The organism is Massilia alkalitolerans DSM 17462, from assembly GCF_000427785.1.
Taxonomy (GTDB): domain Bacteria; phylum Pseudomonadota; class Gammaproteobacteria; order Burkholderiales; family Burkholderiaceae_D; genus Telluria; species Telluria alkalitolerans.
This window is the reverse complement of the sequence record NZ_ATYR01000017.1, coordinates 25,948-42,359: the sequence shown is the minus strand read 5'-3', so window position 1 is coordinate 42,359 and position 16,412 is coordinate 25,948. Positions and strand designations below refer to the sequence as shown.

The 16,412-nt window shown below is 64.9% G+C and carries 16 protein-coding genes; 7 read left to right on the top strand and 9 right to left on the bottom strand.

The genetic code is table 11. From position 1 onward, the window contains the following. Positions 1-5 precede the first annotated feature (5 nt). Entirely contained in the window at positions 6-716 is a 711-nt protein-coding gene (locus YWC_RS0117430; protein ID WP_027866532.1) for an HAD family hydrolase, read from the bottom strand. A gap of 244 nt (positions 717-960) precedes the next feature. Here YWC_RS0117430 and YWC_RS0117425 point away from each other — a divergent pair, with 244 nt between their 5' ends. Both YWC_RS0117425 and YWC_RS0117420 read left to right on the top strand, forming a co-directional pair. Then, positions 961-1,548 carry a hypothetical protein gene (locus tag YWC_RS0117425; RefSeq protein ID WP_027866531.1) on the top strand — a complete coding sequence of 196 codons (588 nt, stop codon included), beginning with the start codon at positions 961-963 and terminating at the stop codon, positions 1,546-1,548. 29 nt (positions 1,549-1,577) lie between these two features. After that, entirely contained in the window at positions 1,578-2,231 is a 654-nt protein-coding gene (locus YWC_RS0117420) for a hypothetical protein (protein ID WP_027866530.1), read from the top strand. A 179-nt stretch (positions 2,232-2,410) separates the two neighbouring features. Here the strand turns inward: YWC_RS0117420 and YWC_RS33365 are convergent, their stop codons facing one another. From YWC_RS33365 to YWC_RS0117395, 5 genes are all read right to left on the bottom strand, one after another. After that, entirely contained in the window at positions 2,411-2,584 is a 174-nt protein-coding gene (locus YWC_RS33365) for a hypothetical protein (protein ID WP_169728133.1), read from the bottom strand. Between the two features lie 224 nt (positions 2,585-2,808). Further along, positions 2,809-3,579 (bottom strand): 16S rRNA (adenine(1518)-N(6)/adenine(1519)-N(6))-dimethyltransferase RsmA, encoded by a 771-nt coding sequence (gene rsmA / locus YWC_RS0117410; RefSeq protein WP_027866529.1) that lies wholly within the window; start codon positions 3,577-3,579, stop codon positions 2,809-2,811. A gap of 23 nt (positions 3,580-3,602) precedes the next feature. Further along, a complete protein-coding gene (gene pdxA / locus YWC_RS0117405) occupies positions 3,603-4,652 on the bottom strand; it encodes a 4-hydroxythreonine-4-phosphate dehydrogenase PdxA (protein ID WP_027866528.1) in 1,050 nt (349 codons plus the stop codon). 9 nt (positions 4,653-4,661) lie between these two features. Next, entirely contained in the window at positions 4,662-6,056 is a 1,395-nt protein-coding gene (locus YWC_RS0117400; RefSeq protein ID WP_027866527.1) for a peptidylprolyl isomerase, read from the bottom strand. 84 nt (positions 6,057-6,140) lie between these two features. After that, positions 6,141-8,420, bottom strand: coding sequence for an LPS-assembly protein LptD (locus YWC_RS0117395; RefSeq protein ID WP_027866526.1), 2,280 nt, complete (start codon positions 8,418-8,420; stop codon positions 6,141-6,143). Between the two features lie 96 nt (positions 8,421-8,516). On the opposite strand from YWC_RS0117395, the gene YWC_RS0117390 reads away from it, so the two are divergent. Genes YWC_RS0117390 through YWC_RS0117375 form a run of 4 tightly spaced genes read left to right on the top strand, consistent with a single transcriptional unit; the run spans position 8,517 to position 12,799 of the window. Further along, positions 8,517-9,575: an aminoglycoside phosphotransferase family protein gene (locus YWC_RS0117390; RefSeq protein ID WP_027866525.1), complete on the top strand. Its 1,059-nt coding sequence runs from the start codon at positions 8,517-8,519 to the stop codon at positions 9,573-9,575. Positions 9,576-9,591: 16 nt separating this feature from the next. After that, positions 9,592-10,311 (top strand): N-acetylmuramate alpha-1-phosphate uridylyltransferase MurU, encoded by a 720-nt coding sequence (gene murU / locus YWC_RS0117385; RefSeq protein WP_027866524.1) that lies wholly within the window; start codon positions 9,592-9,594, stop codon positions 10,309-10,311. Continuing rightward, on the top strand, positions 10,308-11,651 hold the full coding sequence (locus YWC_RS0117380; RefSeq protein WP_027866523.1) for an aminopeptidase P N-terminal domain-containing protein: 1,344 nt from the start codon (positions 10,308-10,310) through the stop codon (positions 11,649-11,651). The genes murU and YWC_RS0117380 overlap by 4 nt, the downstream gene beginning before the upstream one ends. Then, entirely contained in the window at positions 11,651-12,799 is a 1,149-nt protein-coding gene (locus YWC_RS0117375; protein ID WP_027866522.1) for a UbiH/UbiF/VisC/COQ6 family ubiquinone biosynthesis hydroxylase, read from the top strand. Before YWC_RS0117380 ends, YWC_RS0117375 begins: the two co-directional genes overlap by 1 nt. A gap of 3 nt (positions 12,800-12,802) precedes the next feature. Here YWC_RS0117375 and YWC_RS0117370 read toward each other — a convergent pair whose 3' ends face one another. Further along, the gene (locus YWC_RS0117370; RefSeq protein WP_027866521.1) at positions 12,803-13,027 is read right to left on the bottom strand and encodes a DUF7661 family protein; all 225 of its coding nucleotides are present in this window, start codon (positions 13,025-13,027) and stop codon (positions 12,803-12,805) included. 208 nt (positions 13,028-13,235) lie between these two features. Here YWC_RS0117370 and YWC_RS0117365 point away from each other — a divergent pair, with 208 nt between their 5' ends. Further along, a complete protein-coding gene (locus YWC_RS0117365) occupies positions 13,236-14,435 on the top strand; it encodes an RNA-guided endonuclease InsQ/TnpB family protein (RefSeq protein ID WP_027866520.1) in 1,200 nt (399 codons plus the stop codon). Positions 14,436-14,597: 162 nt separating this feature from the next. Here the strand turns inward: YWC_RS0117365 and YWC_RS0117360 are convergent, their stop codons facing one another. Both YWC_RS0117360 and YWC_RS0117355 read right to left on the bottom strand, forming a co-directional pair. Further along, positions 14,598-16,055, bottom strand: coding sequence for an NAD(P)(+) transhydrogenase (Re/Si-specific) subunit beta (locus YWC_RS0117360; RefSeq protein ID WP_027866519.1), 1,458 nt, complete (start codon positions 16,053-16,055; stop codon positions 14,598-14,600). Further along, complete coding sequence (locus tag YWC_RS0117355) at positions 16,052-16,393, bottom strand: NAD(P) transhydrogenase subunit alpha part 2 (protein WP_027866518.1); 342 nt, start codon at positions 16,391-16,393, stop codon at positions 16,052-16,054. Before YWC_RS0117355 ends, YWC_RS0117360 begins: the two co-directional genes overlap by 4 nt. Positions 16,394-16,412: the final 19 nt, after the last annotated feature.

Here is a 16,412-nt window from a genome sequence, read left to right as displayed (position 1 = left end):
CCAGTTCAGGCGTGCTCGCGCTTGAGCCAGTCCAGCAGGCCGTCCAGGCTGCTCGTTTCCAGGTCGGGGCGGACCTGTTCCGGCAGGTCGTTGACCTTGCCCATCCGGTTCATCCACACGGCGCGCAGCCCGGCGCGCTGGGCGCCCTGGACGTCCAGCAGCAGATCGTCGCCCACGTACACCGCCTCCTGCGGCGCCACGCCCAGCAGATTGCATGCCTCCAGGAAGATCCGCGGATCCGGCTTGGCAACGCCGAAGCTGGGGGCGGCAACCGAGGCGTCGAAATGGCGCGCCAGGCCGATCGTCTGCAGGTCGGCATTGCCATTGGTGACCGAGCCGATCCGCACCCTGCCCTTCAGGCGCAGCAGGCCGGGCAGCACGTCGTCGTAGGGAATCACCGCATTGCGCGCCGCAAAGAATTCGGTCATCGCCAGTTCCACCTTGCCCGCATCCTCGCCGGCCTGCTCGAAGGCGGCGATCAGGCCGGCCCGGCGCAAGGCGCCCAGGTCGAGCTGGAATTCGGGCTGGCGCGCCAGCAGCTCGAGTCGGGCCTGGCGCAGGGTCTCGATGGTGAACTGCTGCGCCACCCGCGGCGCATGCTGGCGCAGCCATGCGAACAGGATCTGCTCGGCCTCCAGGATCACCGGGGCGATCGGCCACAGGGTGTCGTCGAGGTCGAACAATACGGCTTTGGGCCAGGCGCGGCGCTGGATCATGGTGTGCTTGCTTGGAAGATGGGTGCCTGGCCCAAGGATAGCGAGCACGCCCGTAGAAAGCAATCGGGCACTGTCCCCTGCTACCCACGGTTACAGCGTGATACAAAAGCAAACCGTCCAGTTGCTTGTTAAATGGACTAAAATGTTGGGCTAATATAATGTGGTCGTCCATCGTCCACCAGCGTGTCCACAGCTCACTTGCACACGCTTTGCACGTTCACCAGTCAGATTTTTTGGAGAAATTATGAAGAGTTCGTACCTGCGTGCCGGTGCTGCGCTGGCATGCGCGCTGGCGCTGTCCGCCTGCGGCGGCGGCGATGGCGACCGGGTTATCGGCGGTTCGTTTTCGGGCGTGACCAAGCCTGGCCTGGTCCTGCAGAACAATGGCGGCTCCGACCTGGTCATCAATCCGACCAACGGAGGTATCGGCAATTTCTATTTCCCTAACATGGTGGAAACCGATTCCGATTACAACGTCACGGCCAAGAGTTTCCCGAGCAATGCCGAGACCTGCACCGTAACCAACGGAAAAGGCAAGGTCGCGATCGATATCAACACCATCTACGTCGAATGCATCATTCGCCAGCATGAGCTGAAGGGCACCGTCACCGGCCTCGCCGGCAACCTGGTGCTGGTCAATGGTTCCGACCGCGTCACGGTCGCCCCCGGCGCCACCTCCTTCACCATGGCCAAGGTCAACGAAGACGCGCCCTACGGCATCGCCATCCTGACCCAGCCCGACAACCAGACCTGCACGGTTGCCAACGGCAGCGGCACCGTGGGCCAGGCCGACATCACCAACGTGACCGTGACCTGCGGCCCGCGTACTTGATCAACACTGAATATCCTGGAGCAAGCTTCATGAAGTTTTCCCTGATCCGTCCGGCAAGCATGCTGGCAATGGCAGCGGCCCTGGCATCCTGCGGTGGCGGTGGCGACGACGACAGTTTTACGGTGGGCGGCCGCGTCGCAGGTATCGTTTACCCGGGCATGACGCTGACCAATAACGGCACCGAGACCATCAACGTCGCGCCGCCGGCCAAGGCTGGCGATGAAGTCACGTTCAGTTTCTCGAAAAAGCTGGAGTACGGCGACACCTACGATGTGCGCATCACGTCCAATCCGCAGCACCAGGACTGCCGCGTCTACCAATACGCGCCGAACAGCACGGTTGGCACGGCCGGCCAGCTGGCCGTGATCAACGCCCGCTTCGAGTGCTTCATCCAGACGCATGCGATCGGCGGCGAAGTTACGGGGCTGACCAAGGACAATACCGGCCTGGTGCTGGCCAATGGCAGCACCACCGGCACCACCGTGATCATCCCGCCTGAAACCAATACCACCGGCGCCGCCTTCAAGTATGCGATGGTTGTCCCGGTGGAATATAACAAGTCCTATGGCGTGACCATCGTGACCCAACCGAAAGACGCCGTCTGCACGGTCCAGAACCCGACCGGCATCATGGGCGACGTCGAAGTTACCAACATCAACATCACCTGCACCCGCTCTTCGTGAGATATTCGAAAAACTTATGTCGAGTATGCGAAAGGGAAATTGGACTTATATGCTGTGACGCAGCATACTAACTCCTGTCTCCTCCAACTCTCCTCAGAAAAGAATTGGATTTCAAGCCCGCTACCCAGCGGGCTTTTTTTTGTCCGCCGCCCGGCGCGGCCGGAAGCGGGCATCGGACATCAGGCCGGACGCTTGGCCGTGACCTTCACCACGGCGACCTGCGAGGCGCCCACCGACACCTGGGCGTTGTATGCCTCGGCCGCGCGGCTGGTGGCGGCCTGCGCATAGCTGCTGACGCCGGCGAGGACCAGGGTGGCGAGGAAGATGGCTTCCATGTGCTTGAGGACGTTCATTTTGTGCTCCCTTCGGTGAGTTGGTGGCCGCTTCGTGTGTCGTGCGGCTTGTCGATGGAAGCACTTTAGCCAAGGCGTCCCGCGGCTTCCATCAGGGTGCGACGGACTGCAGGAATTGGCGGATGAAGGGACGAAAAACGGGATGTGCCGTCGTTGTGCAGCGCAATGTAGAGCAGGATTGGGGAGTTTCGCAGGGCGGCAGGCGGCCACCCCGTGAAGGACGATCAGAGCAGGTTTGCCAGCGCCACGTACTGTTCCAGGCCCACCGCTTCCGGCCGCGCGCCCGGATCGATCCCGGCTTCGACCAGCTGCGCCTCGGTGAACATCCCCGCCACGCAGTTGCGGATCACCTTGCGGCGCTGCGAGAAGGCCTTGGCCACGACCTTTTCCAGGGTGGCGCCATCCACTTCCAGCTTCTGGCGCTTGGGGATCATGCGCACGATCGCCGAGTCCACCTGGGGCGGCGGGTCGAAGGCGGTCGGCGGGACGATGAACAGCAGGTCCATGTCGTAGCGCCACTGCAGCATCACCGACAGGCGGCTGTAGGCCTTGGTGCCCGGCTCGGCCACCATGCGCTCGACCACTTCCTTCTGCAGCATGAAATGCTGGTCCTCGACTAGCGGCGCGAATTCGGCCAGGTGGAACAGCAGCGGGCTCGAGATGTTGTACGGCAGGTTGCCGACCACGCGCAGCTTGCGGCCTTCCGGCACCGGGATCGATCCGAAATCGAACTTCAGCGCATCGCCTGAGTGCACGGTAAGCTTCTCGCGCGGGTAGGCCTTTTCCAGGCGCGCCACCAGGTCGCGGTCCAGCTCGACGACGTGCATGTGGTCGAGCGACTTGAGCAGCAGCGCCGTCATGGCGGCCAGGCCCGGCCCGATCTCGACCATCGCCTCGCCGCGTTGCGGGCCGATGGCGTCGATGATGTTGTCCAGGACGAGTTTGTCGGTCAGGAAGTTCTGCCCGAAGCGCTTGCGTGCTACGTGTTTGCTCATGGTGTTCTAGTAGTTGTGTTCGTTCAGCGGCGGTTCGAGGCCGCCATCTGCATGGCGGCGCGGATCGCCTCCTCCATGCTGCCGCAGTCGGCCAGGCCCAGGCCCTGCGCCGCCAGGTCGAGCGCGGTGCCGTGGTCGACCGAGGTGCGCACGATCGGCAGGCCGAGCGTGACGTTGATGCCGCGCCCGAAGGTGGCGTGCTTCAGCACCGGCAGGCCCTGGTCGTGGTACATCGCCAGCACGCAGTCCGCATCGTGCAGGTACTTCGGCTGGAACAGGGTGTCGGCCGGATAGGGACCGCGTGCATCGATGCCGCGCACCCGCGCCGCTTCCAGTACGGGCGTGATGACCTCGATCTCTTCGCGGCCCAGGTAGCCGTTCTCGCCCGCGTGCGGGTTCAGGCCGGTGACCAGGATGCGCGGCGCGGCGATGCCGAACTTGTTCTTCAGGTCGGCGTCGATGATGTCGATGGTCTGCGCCAGGTTTTCCGGCGTCAGCGCCGCGGGGACGTCCTTCAGTGGCAAATGGGTGGTGGCCAGCGCCACCCGCAGATAAGGCTGCTCATTTCCCCCTACCTCGCCGGGTTGCCCCGCCAGCATCATCACGACCTTCGGGGTGTTGGTCTTCTCGGCCAGGTATTCGGTATGGCCGGAAAAGGCCACGCCGGCGTCGTTGATCGTGCTTTTCTGGAGCGGCGCGGTAACGACGCCGTCGAACCAGCCACACAGGGCGCCTTCGATCGCGAGGTCCAGGGTCGCCAGCACGGCGCGCCCGTTCTCGGCATTCAGCAGGCCCGGGACCACGTGGGCCGCGAGCGGCACGTCGATGACGGCCAGGCGGTCCTTGCCGAAGTGCGGCAGGCCGCCGTTGCGCAGGGCCTGGATCGACAGGGCCGACAGGCGGATGGCGGGATCGATCAGGCTGGCGGTGAGCGCCAGGAAGGCGGCGTCGCCGACCAGCACGCAGTTGGCGGATTCGCGCAGCGCCCAGGCCGCGCGGATCGAGATCTCGGGACCGATGCCGGCCGGCTCGCCGACCGTGACCGCGAGGGTGGGCCGGCGTCCGTTCGACATCAGCATGGCTTACTGCTCCTCGCGGAACTCGACGTAGGCGCGGTCGCGCACCTGGCGCATCCAGTCTTCCAGCGCTTCCTGCATCTTGCGTTCGCGCAGCACCTGACGTGCATTATTGCGCTCGCGCTGCTTGCTCTGGTCTTCCGACTTGCGCTCGGTGACGCGCAGGATGTGGAAACCGAACGGCGACTCGATGACGTCCGAGACCTCGCCCGGCTTCAGGGTGGACAGGGCCTGGTCGAATTCCGGACCGGCGTCGCCCGGCTCCAGCCAGCCCAGGTCGCCGCCCTTGGCCGCACTGCCCGGTTCCTGGCTGTTCTGGCGCGCCAGGTCTTCGAAGGTGGCGCTCTTGTCGACGATCTTCTGCTTCAGTTCCTGCAGCTTCTTCTTGACCTCGGCCGCGTTCATGGTCGGCGTCGGCTTCATGAGGATGTGGCTGACGCGGGTCTGCTGGACCACGGCGTCCTCGGGCGCGGCCTCGTCGGCCAGGTTGCGCTTGTCGGCCATCTTGAGGATGTGGAAGCCGACGTTGGTCTTGATGATGGAAGTGACCTGGCCCTTGTTCAGCTTGCGCAGCTCGGTGGCGAAGATGGCCGGCAGGCGGTCCGGGTCGCGCCAGCCGATCTCGCCGCCCTTCAGGGCGTCGGGCGCGTCGGAATAGGTCGCGGCCATCTTGGCGAAGTCGGCGCCGGTGCGCAGCTGGCGCGCCACTTCGTCGGCGCGCGCGCGGCGTGCCGCGATCTGCTCGGGCGAGGCGTTCTCGGGCACCGCCACCAGGATCTGCGCCAGGTTCATCTCGACGCGCTCGGCCGCGGCAGCCTTGGAGGCGGCCAGGTAGGTGTCGATCTCGGCTTCCGAGACCTGGATCTTGGAGTCGACCTCGTGCTCGCGCAACTGCTGCATCATGATCTCGTTGCGGATGTCTTCGCGGAACTGCCCGAAAGGCAGGCCCTCTTTCTCCATCTGGTTGCGCATCTCCTGCACCGACATCTTCTGGTTCTCGGCGATGCGGGCGATAGTGGCGTCGAGGCGGCGGTCGTCGACGCGTACGCCCATTTCCTTGGCCAGCTGAAGCTGGGCGCGCTCGACGATCATCGCCTCGACCACCTGGCGCTCCAGGGTGGATTGGTCCGGCAGCTGCACGTTGCGCGCCTTCAGGTTCTGCGCGGTCTGGGCCACGCGGTTGCCCACCTCGTTTTTCGTGATCACTTCGTCATTGACGACGACGTGGATCGAGTCGAGCACCTTGGCGCTGCTGGACGCCGGCGGCAGGAAGCCGCTGCCCGGCTTGGCGGCCGGCGCAGCAGCCGGCGCCGTGGCTTGGGCCAGGACCTGGCCCGCGGTCAGCGCGCACAGCAGGGTCGCGGCGAGCTTAATAGTGTGCAAACGGGTGGTACGCGTCATCTGGAAAGCACTCATTCAGGGTGAAGAATCATTCAATTGCCAGCCGAGTAGTGTACTCCACGGCGTTTAAGGCGTCCTTAAATTTTAAGGCCGCCCCACATTGGTAGACAGCTGCTGATAGCCCGGCACGGCCTTGTTGAAGGCCTCGAGCGGGTTGCCCGAACCGAGGCGCGACAGGCCATTGAGCTCGAGCTGGAAGAAGATCGGCGTCGAGGTGGTCTGCGCCGCGGTCACGAAGCGCTGTGCGCCGAAACGGAACACCCAGCAATCGGCCTTGTATTCCAGGCCAATCAGGCTCTCGAGCAGCTTGCCCTTGCCCGGCGTGACGCTGCCCACGGTGTACGAGCGCAGCGCATAGCTCACGCGCCCGACGCCGTACCAGCGCGAGGACAGCGGCCACTGCCCCGACAGGTCGACGTTGCGGAAGCTGCCGCGCTGGTAGCGGTATTCGGCGTTCAGGACCTTCATCGCGGCCGGGCGCCACTGCGTGCTCAGGTTCGAGCTGTACAGGTTGCTGCCGGTCGCGTCGTATTGTACGCCGCTGTCGAAGCTCCAGGTTTCGGAGATGCGGCCCGAGGCCGCCAGCAGCACGTCCGAGCGGCTCTGGTGCACCGGCTCGCCCGGCAGGCGCACGCGCGGCTCGTCGAAGTAGATGCGCTGGCCGAAGGCCAGGCGCAGGCGCTCGGCGCCGTCGGACTGGATGAAGCGCGACACCACGGCGGCGGTCATCTGGTTGGCGTCAGACACCCGATCCAGCCCGACGAAGCGGTTCTCGCTGAACAGCTGGGCGTAGTTGAAGCCCGCACGGCCGGTATCGAAGTTCGGGAACAGGCTCTGGTCCTTGTACGGCGTGTACACGTAGAACAGGCGCGGTTCCAGGGTCTGGGTCATGCTGTTCTTGAACAGCGTGGTGTCACGCTCGAACACCAGGCCGCTGTCGAGCGAGAAGGTATTCAGGCTGCGCGACAGCTTGGTCGGTCCGGTGTAGCCGTTGGCGCGGTCCAGGTCATACTTGGTATGGTGGCTGATGAGCTTCGGCGTGACGAACCAGCCCGGACGCACGAAGGGGTAGCTGACCTGGGCCACGGCCACGGCGCGGTTGCCGCGCACCCAGTCCGGGTGCCAGAAGCTCACCGCCTCGGCGTCCACCGCCCAGTCGAAGCCCTTGACGTCGTAGCGGCCGGCGTGGAAGTTAATCTGCGGCAGGCGGTCGTAGGGACGCGGCACCGTCAGGCGTGGGTCGCTGGCGGCCGCCGGGTCCTGCAGCACCTGGTAGTTCTGGGCGCGCGCGGAGAGGTTCCAGAACTGGCCGACGAAGTCGGTGCGCACCTCGCGCAGCAGCTGGCGCTCGGCGCTGGCCGCCACGGTGCGCGAGAAGTCGCTCGGGTATTCGTCGTCCGAAGCCGCATGCAGGTTCCAGCCGTAGGACCAGCCCGGGCCGAGGGCCTGGGTATGCACCGAGTCGACGCGCCAGCGGTCTTCGCCGGTCTCGCGGTCCTTGCGCAGGCCCTCGACGTGGGTCTCGCCATTGTAGGCGCCCAGGTCGGTGACGCCGAGGTAGCGCCCGGTGGCGCCGAGCTGCAGGCCGCGGTCGAACATCATGCGCGGGTACAGCGTCAGGTCGCGGTTGGGGGCGATGTTGAAGTAATACGGCACCATGACCTCGGCCTTGCCCTTGGAGCCGAAGCCCACGGTGGGCGCCAGCCAGCCGGAGCGGCGCGCGCCCGACAGCGAGAACGACAGGGCCGGGGTGCCGATGATCGGCACGTCCTTGAAATAGATGACGGTCTTGCCGGCCAGGCCGACGTCGCGGCCGCTGTCCAGGCGCAGGGTGCTCGACTTGAGGTACCAGTCCGGGTCCGGGCCTTCGCAGGTGCTGTAGGTGCCGTCGCGCACCAGCGCCACGTCTTCGCCGAGGAAGTCGATGCGCGAGGCATTGCCCTGGGCGTTATTCAGCTGCAAACGGTACTCGGGGCGCAGCACGTAGCCCTTGCCCGTTTCGAGATTCAGCTGCAGCTCGTCGCCCTTGTAGCGGTCGCCGAAGCGCCACATGCTGACGTTGCCGACCGCCGTCACCTGGTCTTCGACGCGCTGGTAGCAGGCGGTGTCGGCGGTGAGGCGGGTCTGGCCGCGTGTCAGTTCGACATTGCGTTCGAGGTTGATCTGGCGGTCGGGACGGCCGCTGATCTCCTCGGCGCGGATCGTGATCGGCAGGTCCTGTTCATCGCGAGATGAGCTCGACTGTGGCGTCGGAGCGACGTCCTGTGCATGCAGCGGCAGCGCGACGCCGGCGGCCGCACTGGCCAGTACATACAATGCGAGCGCTTGTCGCGGAGGAAATGGGTGGGCCGAAAACCAGCTCATGGAGAATCTGCGTGCGCCATAAAGGGCGGTATTTTTGGAATGAATCCCTTATTATATGGGAATAACTTTGATCAACCCGATTCACCAGGCCGCTTCATGTCTTCTTTGTATCAAAATTCTTCCACTTCCGCTGACAAGGACGCGCGCCTGCAGCAGCTGAACAAATGGCTGGCGTCGACCGGCCTGGTGGAAGTGGAAACCGGCCGCCCGGCATCCGCGGATGCCAGCTTCCGTCGCTATTTCCGCTACGACGTTGTTCCCGCCATGCGCGAGAAGCTGGGCGCGACCCTGGTGGCCATGGATGCCCCGCCCGAGCGCGAGAACGTGCCGGCCTTCATCCACGTGCAGGGACTCCTGCTGGACGCCGGCGTCACGGCGCCGGCGATCGTCGCTAGAGCCGTCGAGAGCGGCTACCTGCTGCTGTCCGACCTCGGCGTGACCACCTACCTGCAGCGCCTGGACTCGGACAATGCCGCCTTCATGTATTCGAGCGCGGTCGACGCCCTGCTCAAGTTCCAGCTCGCCAGCGAGCCCGGCAAGCTGCCGGAATTCGACCGCGCCTTCGTGCTGCGCGAGATGAATCTGTTCCCGGAGTGGTATATCGGGCGTCATCTGGGCGTGACCTTGAACGACAAGCAGCAGAAGCAGCTCGATGGCGTGTTCGAGGCGATCACCGCCAACGTGCTGGCGCAGCAGCAGGTCTACATGCACCGCGATTTCCATTCGCGTAACCTGATGTGGCTCGAACAGGGCAACCCGGGCGTGCTCGACTTCCAGGACGCCGTCTACGGCCCGATCACCTACGACCTGGCTTCGCTGCTGCGCGACGCCTACATCCAGTGGGACGAAGAGATCGTGCTGGACTGGGTGGTGCGCTACTGGCAGAGCGCCAAGCAGGTCGGCCTGCCGGTGAACCCGGACATCGACGCCTTCTACCGCGACTTCGAATTCATGGCCCTGCAGCGTCACCTGAAGATCCTCGGCATCTTCTGCCGCCTGAACTACCGCGACAGCAAGCCGAACTACCTGGGCGACCTGCCGACCGTCATGGATTACGTGCGCCGCACCGCCGGTCGCTACACCGAACTGAAACCGCTGCTACGCCTGCTCGATTCGCTCGAGGACAAGGCGCCGCAGGTCGGCTACACCTTCTGAGGACGATTCCTTTCTCATGAAAGCCATGATTTTCGCCGCCGGCCGCGGCGAGCGCATGCGCCCGCTCACGGACGCCTGCCCCAAGCCGCTGCTCAAGGTGCGTGGACGGCCGATGATCACCTACCACGTGCTGAACCTGGTGCGCGCCGGGATCAAGGACATCGTCATCAACCACTCGCACCTCGGCCACATGATCGAGGACGAGCTGGGCGACGGCAGCAAGTACGGCGCGCGCATCGTGTACTCGCACGAACCGACTCCGCTCGAGACCGCGGGCGGCATCGCCAATGCCCTGCACCTGCTGGGCGACGAGCCCTTCCTGGCGGTCTCGGGCGACATCTACGCGCCCTACTTCGATTTCTCGCAGTGTTTCGACGTCCTGAAGGACAAGGACATGGTGGGCATCCCCTACCCGCCGGACAAGCGCGACATCGCCTGGCTGTGGCTGACGCCGAATCCGTGGCACAATCTTGAAGGCGACTTCGCGCTCGACATGTACACCCTGCGCAACGACGGCCCGGCCAAGTGGAACTTCGCCGGCATCGGCGTCTACCGTCCCGAGATGTTCGAGGGGATCAAGGCCGGCGACTTCGTCAAGTTCGGCCCCCTGATGCGCAAGTTCATCGAGCAGGGCCGCGTGGGCGGCGAACTGTACGACGGCCTGTGGGTCAACGTCGGCACCGCCCAGCAGCTGGAAGAACTCAACGCGCCGCTGGCGGCCAAGACGGGGTCATGACGGCCGCGGTCGCGCGCCATATCGAACGCCGTGCGCGCCTGGCGGCGCGCATGCAGCCGGGATCGGTCGCGGTGCTGGCCACCGCGCCGGAAGTGCTGCGCAACGGCGACAGCGACTACCCCTACCGGCACGACAGCTATTTCTATTACCTGACGGGCTTTACCGAGCCGGAGGCGGTGCTGGTTCTCGTCGCGCCTACGACCGATCAGCCTGCACGTTCGATCCTGTTCTGCCGCGAGAAGAACCCCGAGCGCGAGATCTGGGACGGCTACCGCCATGGGCCGGAAGCGGCGCGCATCGCCTTCGGCTTCGACGAGGCCTATTCCGTAGGCGAGCTCGATGCGCAGATGGGCAAGCTGCTGGCCAACGTGCCGGCGCTGTACTACGCGCTGGGCCACAGCGCCGCCCTCGACGCCCAGGTTGCAAGCTGGCTCAAGGCCGTGCGTGCGCAGGGCCGCAGCGGGATCACGGCGCCCGGCAGCACCCACCACCTGCTCGGCATGCTCGACGAGATGCGCCTGCTGAAGGATGTGGACGAACAGGCGCTGATGGCGCGCGCCGCCGCCATCGCCGCGGCAGGCCACGCCCGTGCGATGCGTTTCACCCGTCCCGGCGTGTTCGAATACGAGATCGAGGCCGAGCTGCTGCACGAATTCCGCCGCAACGGCGCCCAGTTCCCGGCCTATACCCCGATCGTCGCTTCCGGCACCAACGCCTGCGTCCTGCACTACAACCAGAACGACCGCCAGTGCAGCGAGGGCGAGCTGGTGCTGGTCGACGCCGGCTGCGAGCTGGACGGCTATGCCTCGGACATCACCCGCACTTGGCCGGTGGGCGGCCGTTTCAGCGCGCCGCAGAAGGCCTTGTACGAGCTGGTGCTGCGCGCGCAGGAAGCGGCATTCGCCGCGATCGTGCCCGGACAGCCGTACAGCGGCATGCACGAGGCGGCGGTCAGGGTGCTGGCCGCGGGCATGCTCGATGTCGGCCTGCTCGACAAGCAAAAATACGGTTCGCCCGAAGATGCGATCGCCGACAAGGCGCATCTGCAGTTCTACATGCACGGCACCGGCCACTGGCTCGGCATGGACGTGCACGACGTCGGCCCTTACCGCGACCTGAGCGTGGCCGACAAGCCCTCGCGGCCCCTGCTGCCGGGGATGGCACTGACGGTGGAGCCGGGCATCTACGTGCGTCCGGCGGAGGGCGTGCCGGAAGAGTATTGGAACATCGGCATCCGGATCGAGGACGACGTGATCGTCACCGAGGACGGCTGCCGGGTGCTCTCGGGCGATGCGCCGAAGGGCGTGGCCGAGATTGAAGACATGATGAAGGAGCGCTGATGGCGGACGAACGCATTGACGTCGATGTGGCGATCTGCGGCGCCGGTCCGGTGGGCCTGGCGCTGGCGGCCTTCTTGGTCCGGCGCGGCGTCGAGGGTAGCCGCATTGCCCTCATCGACGGCAAGTCGCTGGGCCAGGCGATCACCGATCCGCGCTCGATCGCGCTGTCCTGGGGCAGCGTGCAACTGCTCGAAGAAGTGCGCGCCTGGCCGCTGCCGGCCACGCCGATCCACGAGATCCACGTCTCGCGCCGCGGCCAGCTGGGCCGCAGCCTGATGGACCGCGCCGAGCACAGGCTGCCGGCGCTGGGCTACGTGGCGCGCTACGGCGACGTGGTTGATGCGCTGGCGCGCGCCTGCGACAAGGCCGGCGTGGCGACCCTGCGCCCGACCCGCGTCGCATCCTTCGACGAAACGGACGATGGCGTGGCGCTGCGCCTCGACGATGGCCGCACCGTGTTCGCCCGGGTGGCGGTGCAGGCGGAAGGCGGCGTGTTCGGCCAGCAGGAAAGCAAGGCGCAGCAGCGTGACTATGGCCAGACGGCCCTGATCGCGCGCGTGAGCGTGAGCGAGCCGCTTGCCCACCGCGCCTTCGAGCGCTTCACCGACGAGGGCCCGCTGGCCTTGCTGCCGCAGGACGGTGGCGATGGCCACCAGTACGCGCTGGTGTGGTGCATGCGGCCGGAACGGGCGCTAGATGTCCAGCTGCTCGACGATGCCGGTTTCCTGGCCCAGCTGGGCGAGGCCTTCGGCACCCGCCTCGGAAGCTTCACGTCGGCCTCGCCGCGCGTCGCCTTCCCGCTCGGCCTGAACGCCGAAGCGCGCGCCACCGCGCGGACGGTCGCGATCGGCAATGCCGCCCAGACCCTGCACCCGGTCGCCGGCCAGGGCCTGAACCTCGGCCTGCGCGACGCCGCCGTCCTGGCGCGCCAGCTGGGCCGCGGCGCCACCCCAGGCGCGCTCGAGGGCTTCATGCGCGAACGCGCCCAGGACCGCCGTCTGACGATCTCCCTGACCGACACGATGGCCCGCGCCTTCACAGGGGGCGGCCCGTTGCAGCCCCTGCTCGGCCTGTCGCTGGCGGCGCTGGACGTCGTCAAGCCGGCGCGCCTGCTGCTGGCCGACCTGATGATGTTCGGCCGCCGCTAAGACCTAATTCGCAGGGAGGCGCTCGACTGTGTTGCGCCTCGGGGTCGCGTCTTCATGGAACAGGTCGGCCAGGTAGTCGGCCAGCCCCTCCTCGGTGACATCGGCAGGAACGATGAAATCGGCCGGCCGGCGCGTGCCGTCGTTGCCGGGGTAGAAGGCCTGCCATGCACCTGGCTTGCCGCTGATGGCAACCAGGGTGCCGAAGACATTGAAACGAAGCGCGTTCATTGATGAGGGTTTTAACGGTTAGTCAGAAACTTATCCAATTCTGCACGATCTCATCCTGTAATGAGTAAACTGGTCGCAATCGGTATCGCTGCCGTCGCTTTGGGAGTCTCGCTCAGCACATTATGGCGCTGGGAGGTGAGGGACAGGTTCTGTAGCTACATAAACCAAAGTTGGTTGACGGGATGCGGCAGAAGGTAAAGGATGTGTAATGTTTGTAGCTCATCGCATCCGGCTCGATCCGAATAATGTACAAGCGACCTACTTCGCGCGTGCGGCTGGCATTGCCCGTTTCGCCTACAACTGGGCTCTGGAGGCATGGAAGAAGCAATATGAAGCCAGGAAAATGGATCCAACGCTGCCAAAGCTAAATGAAGGAGCATTGCGTCGCCAACTTAACGCCATCAAGCGCGAGCAGTTTCCTTGGATGTTGGAGGTGACGAAGAACGCGCCGCAAATAGCGATCATTCAGCTGGGGCGCGCTTTCGAAAACTTCTTTGCCAAGCGCGCCGGGTTTCCAAGCTTTCGCAAAAAAGGACGGGACGACCGCTTCAGCTTATCCAACGATAAATTTCGCATTCAAGACAAGCGCATCCGCATCCCGAAACTCGGATGGGTCCGGATGCACGAGACACTGCGCTTTGCAGGCCACATCGTATCGGCATCGATTTCGCGCGTGGCCGATCATTGGTACGTCAGCATTACCGTGGACACGCCTGAGCCTTCAGGACCGCCAGTCGAAAACCAAGGCGCGGTCGGGGTGGACTTGGGCATTACAACGCTGGCAACGCTGTCGACGGAAGAAAAGTTTGCAGGGCCGAAGGCGCTGCGGACTTTGCTGGAGCGCCTGCGGCGCCTGTCGCACAGTTTTTCGCGCAAGGTGAAGGGCTCGCGCAATCGCGCTAAGGCCAGGTTGAAACTGGCCAGATTGCATGAGAAGGTCGCTAACATGCGACGTGACAGCCTGCATAAACTTAGCAACAGCATCACGCGACGCTTTCACACGATCGGTATCGAAGACCTCAATGTGAAAGGCATGATGGCGAATTCCCGCCTGGCCCGGGCCGTTTCCGACATGGGTTTTCACGAGCTGCGTCGCCAGCTGGAGTACAAGTCAGCCTGGCGAGGCGGGCATGTGGTCATGGTCGATCGCTGGTTCCCAAGCAGTAAATTGTGCTCTTGCTGCGGCGACAAGCGGGAGGCGCTCGACTTGAGAACAAGGCATTGGACCTGTTCAGGTTGCGGTACGCAGCATGACCGAGACGTCAACGCGGCGATCAATTTGAGGAATATGGCGGTGAGTTCCACCGTGTCTGCCTGTGGAGGGGAAGGCGCTGGCCACGTGCCTGAGCGCGCGGCGAAACCGGCCCCGGTGAAGCAGGAATCCAACGGTAGAGCTGGCCCGGCGTAGCTTTGCGTAAGTTTGGATGAACGGATTAGGGTCAGCGTCGAATGATTCGCCAGGAATCCCGGATCAGTTGAGGAGGCGCCATGTTTGATTTAAGCGCGACAGATCGCGGGATCACCTGGAAAATAATTCAACACTGACCCTAATGAGGTTTGCAAGAAATGATCAGTCGACGGCCTTGACCATCGATTCGATCACCTTCTTGGCGTCGCCGAACACCATCATCGTGTTCGGCTGGTAGAACAGGTCGTTGTCCAGGCCGGCATAGCCGGAGGCCATCGAGCGCTTGTTGACGATAATGCTCTTGGCCTTGTAGGCCTCGAGGATCGGCATGCCGGCGATCGGCGACTTCGGGTCCTTGGCGGCGGGGTTCACCACGTCGTTCGCGCCCAGCACCAGCACCACGTCGGTCTGGCCGAACTCGCCGTTGATGTCTTCCATCTCCACCACCTGGTCGTAGGGCACCTCGGCCTCGGCCAGCAGCACGTTCATGTGGCCCGGCATGCGGCCCGCCACCGGGTGGATCGCGTAGCGCACCTGCACGCCGTGCTCGGTCAGCTTGTCGGCCAGTTCCTTCACCGAGTGCTGGGCGCGCGCCACCGCCAGGCCGTAGCCGGGGACGATGATCACCGATTCCGCGTTCTGCAAGATGAAGGCGGCGTCGTCGGCCGAGCCGGACTTCACCGGGCGCTGCTCTTTCTGTCCGCCGTCGTCCACCGCTGCTTCGCCGCCGAAGCCGCCCAGGATCACGTTGAAGAAGGAGCGGTTCATCGCCTTGCACATGATGTAGGAGAGGATCGCGCCGCTCGAGCCCACCAGCGAACCGGCGATGATCAGCATCGAGTTGTTCAGCGAGAAGCCGATGCCGGCCGCCGCCCAGCCCGAGTAGGAGTTCAGCATTGAGACCACCACCGGCATATCGGCGCCGCCGATCGGGATGATGATCAGGACGCCCAGCACGAAGGACAGCGCGGCCATGATGATGAACGGGGTCCAGCTGGGCGCCACGCCGTCGGCGAAGCAGAACACCAGCCCCAACGCGATGATCGCGATCGCCAGCACCAGGTTCAGGATGTGCTGCCCGGCGAAGCGCACTGGCGCGCCCTGGAACAGGCGGAACTTGTATTTTCCCGACAGCTTGCCGAAGGCGATCACCGAACCGGAGAAGGTCACCGCACCGACGAAGGTGCCGATGAACAGTTCCAGCCGGTTGCCGAAGGGCAGCGGGGTGTCGCGCGTGGCGATGTTGAAGGCCCAGGGCTCGGACACCGCGGCGATCGCGATGCACACGGCGGCCAGGCCGATCAGCGAGTGCATCGCCGCGACCAGCTCCGGCATCTTGGTCATTTCGACCTTCTTGGCCGCCACCGCGCCGATCGCGCCGCCCACCACCACGCCGGCAAGCACCAGGGTGAAGCCCATGCCGCCGCCGGTGGTGAGTTCCGCCTGCAGCTTGAACATCAGGGCGATGGTGGTCAGGACGGCGATTGCCATGCCGGCCATGCCGAAAGTATTGCCGATGCGCGCCGTCGACGGCGAGGACAGGCCCTTGAGCGCCTGGATGAAGCACACCGAGGCCACCAGGTAGAACAGCGTCACGACGTTCATGCTGATGAAGTTCATGCCTGTTCTCCCGCGGTGGAAGACTGGGCGCCCGCAGCCGGCTTGGCCTTCGGTTCCTTTTTCTTGAACATCTCGAGCATGCGGCGCGTGACCATGAAGCCGCCGAAGACGTTGACCGCGGCCAGCGCCACCGCGACGGTGCCGGCCACCTGCCCTGCCAGGCCTTCGGTGAGGCCGGCGGCCAGCATGGCGCCGACGATGATGATGGCCGAGATCGCGTTGGTCACCGCCATCAGGGGCGTGTGCAGCGCGGGGGTGACGTTCCAGACCACGTGGTAGCCGACGTAGATGGCCAGCACGAAGATGATCAGGTTGATGACGGTGTGGCTGATTTCCATGCTTCGCTCCTCGTGTCCT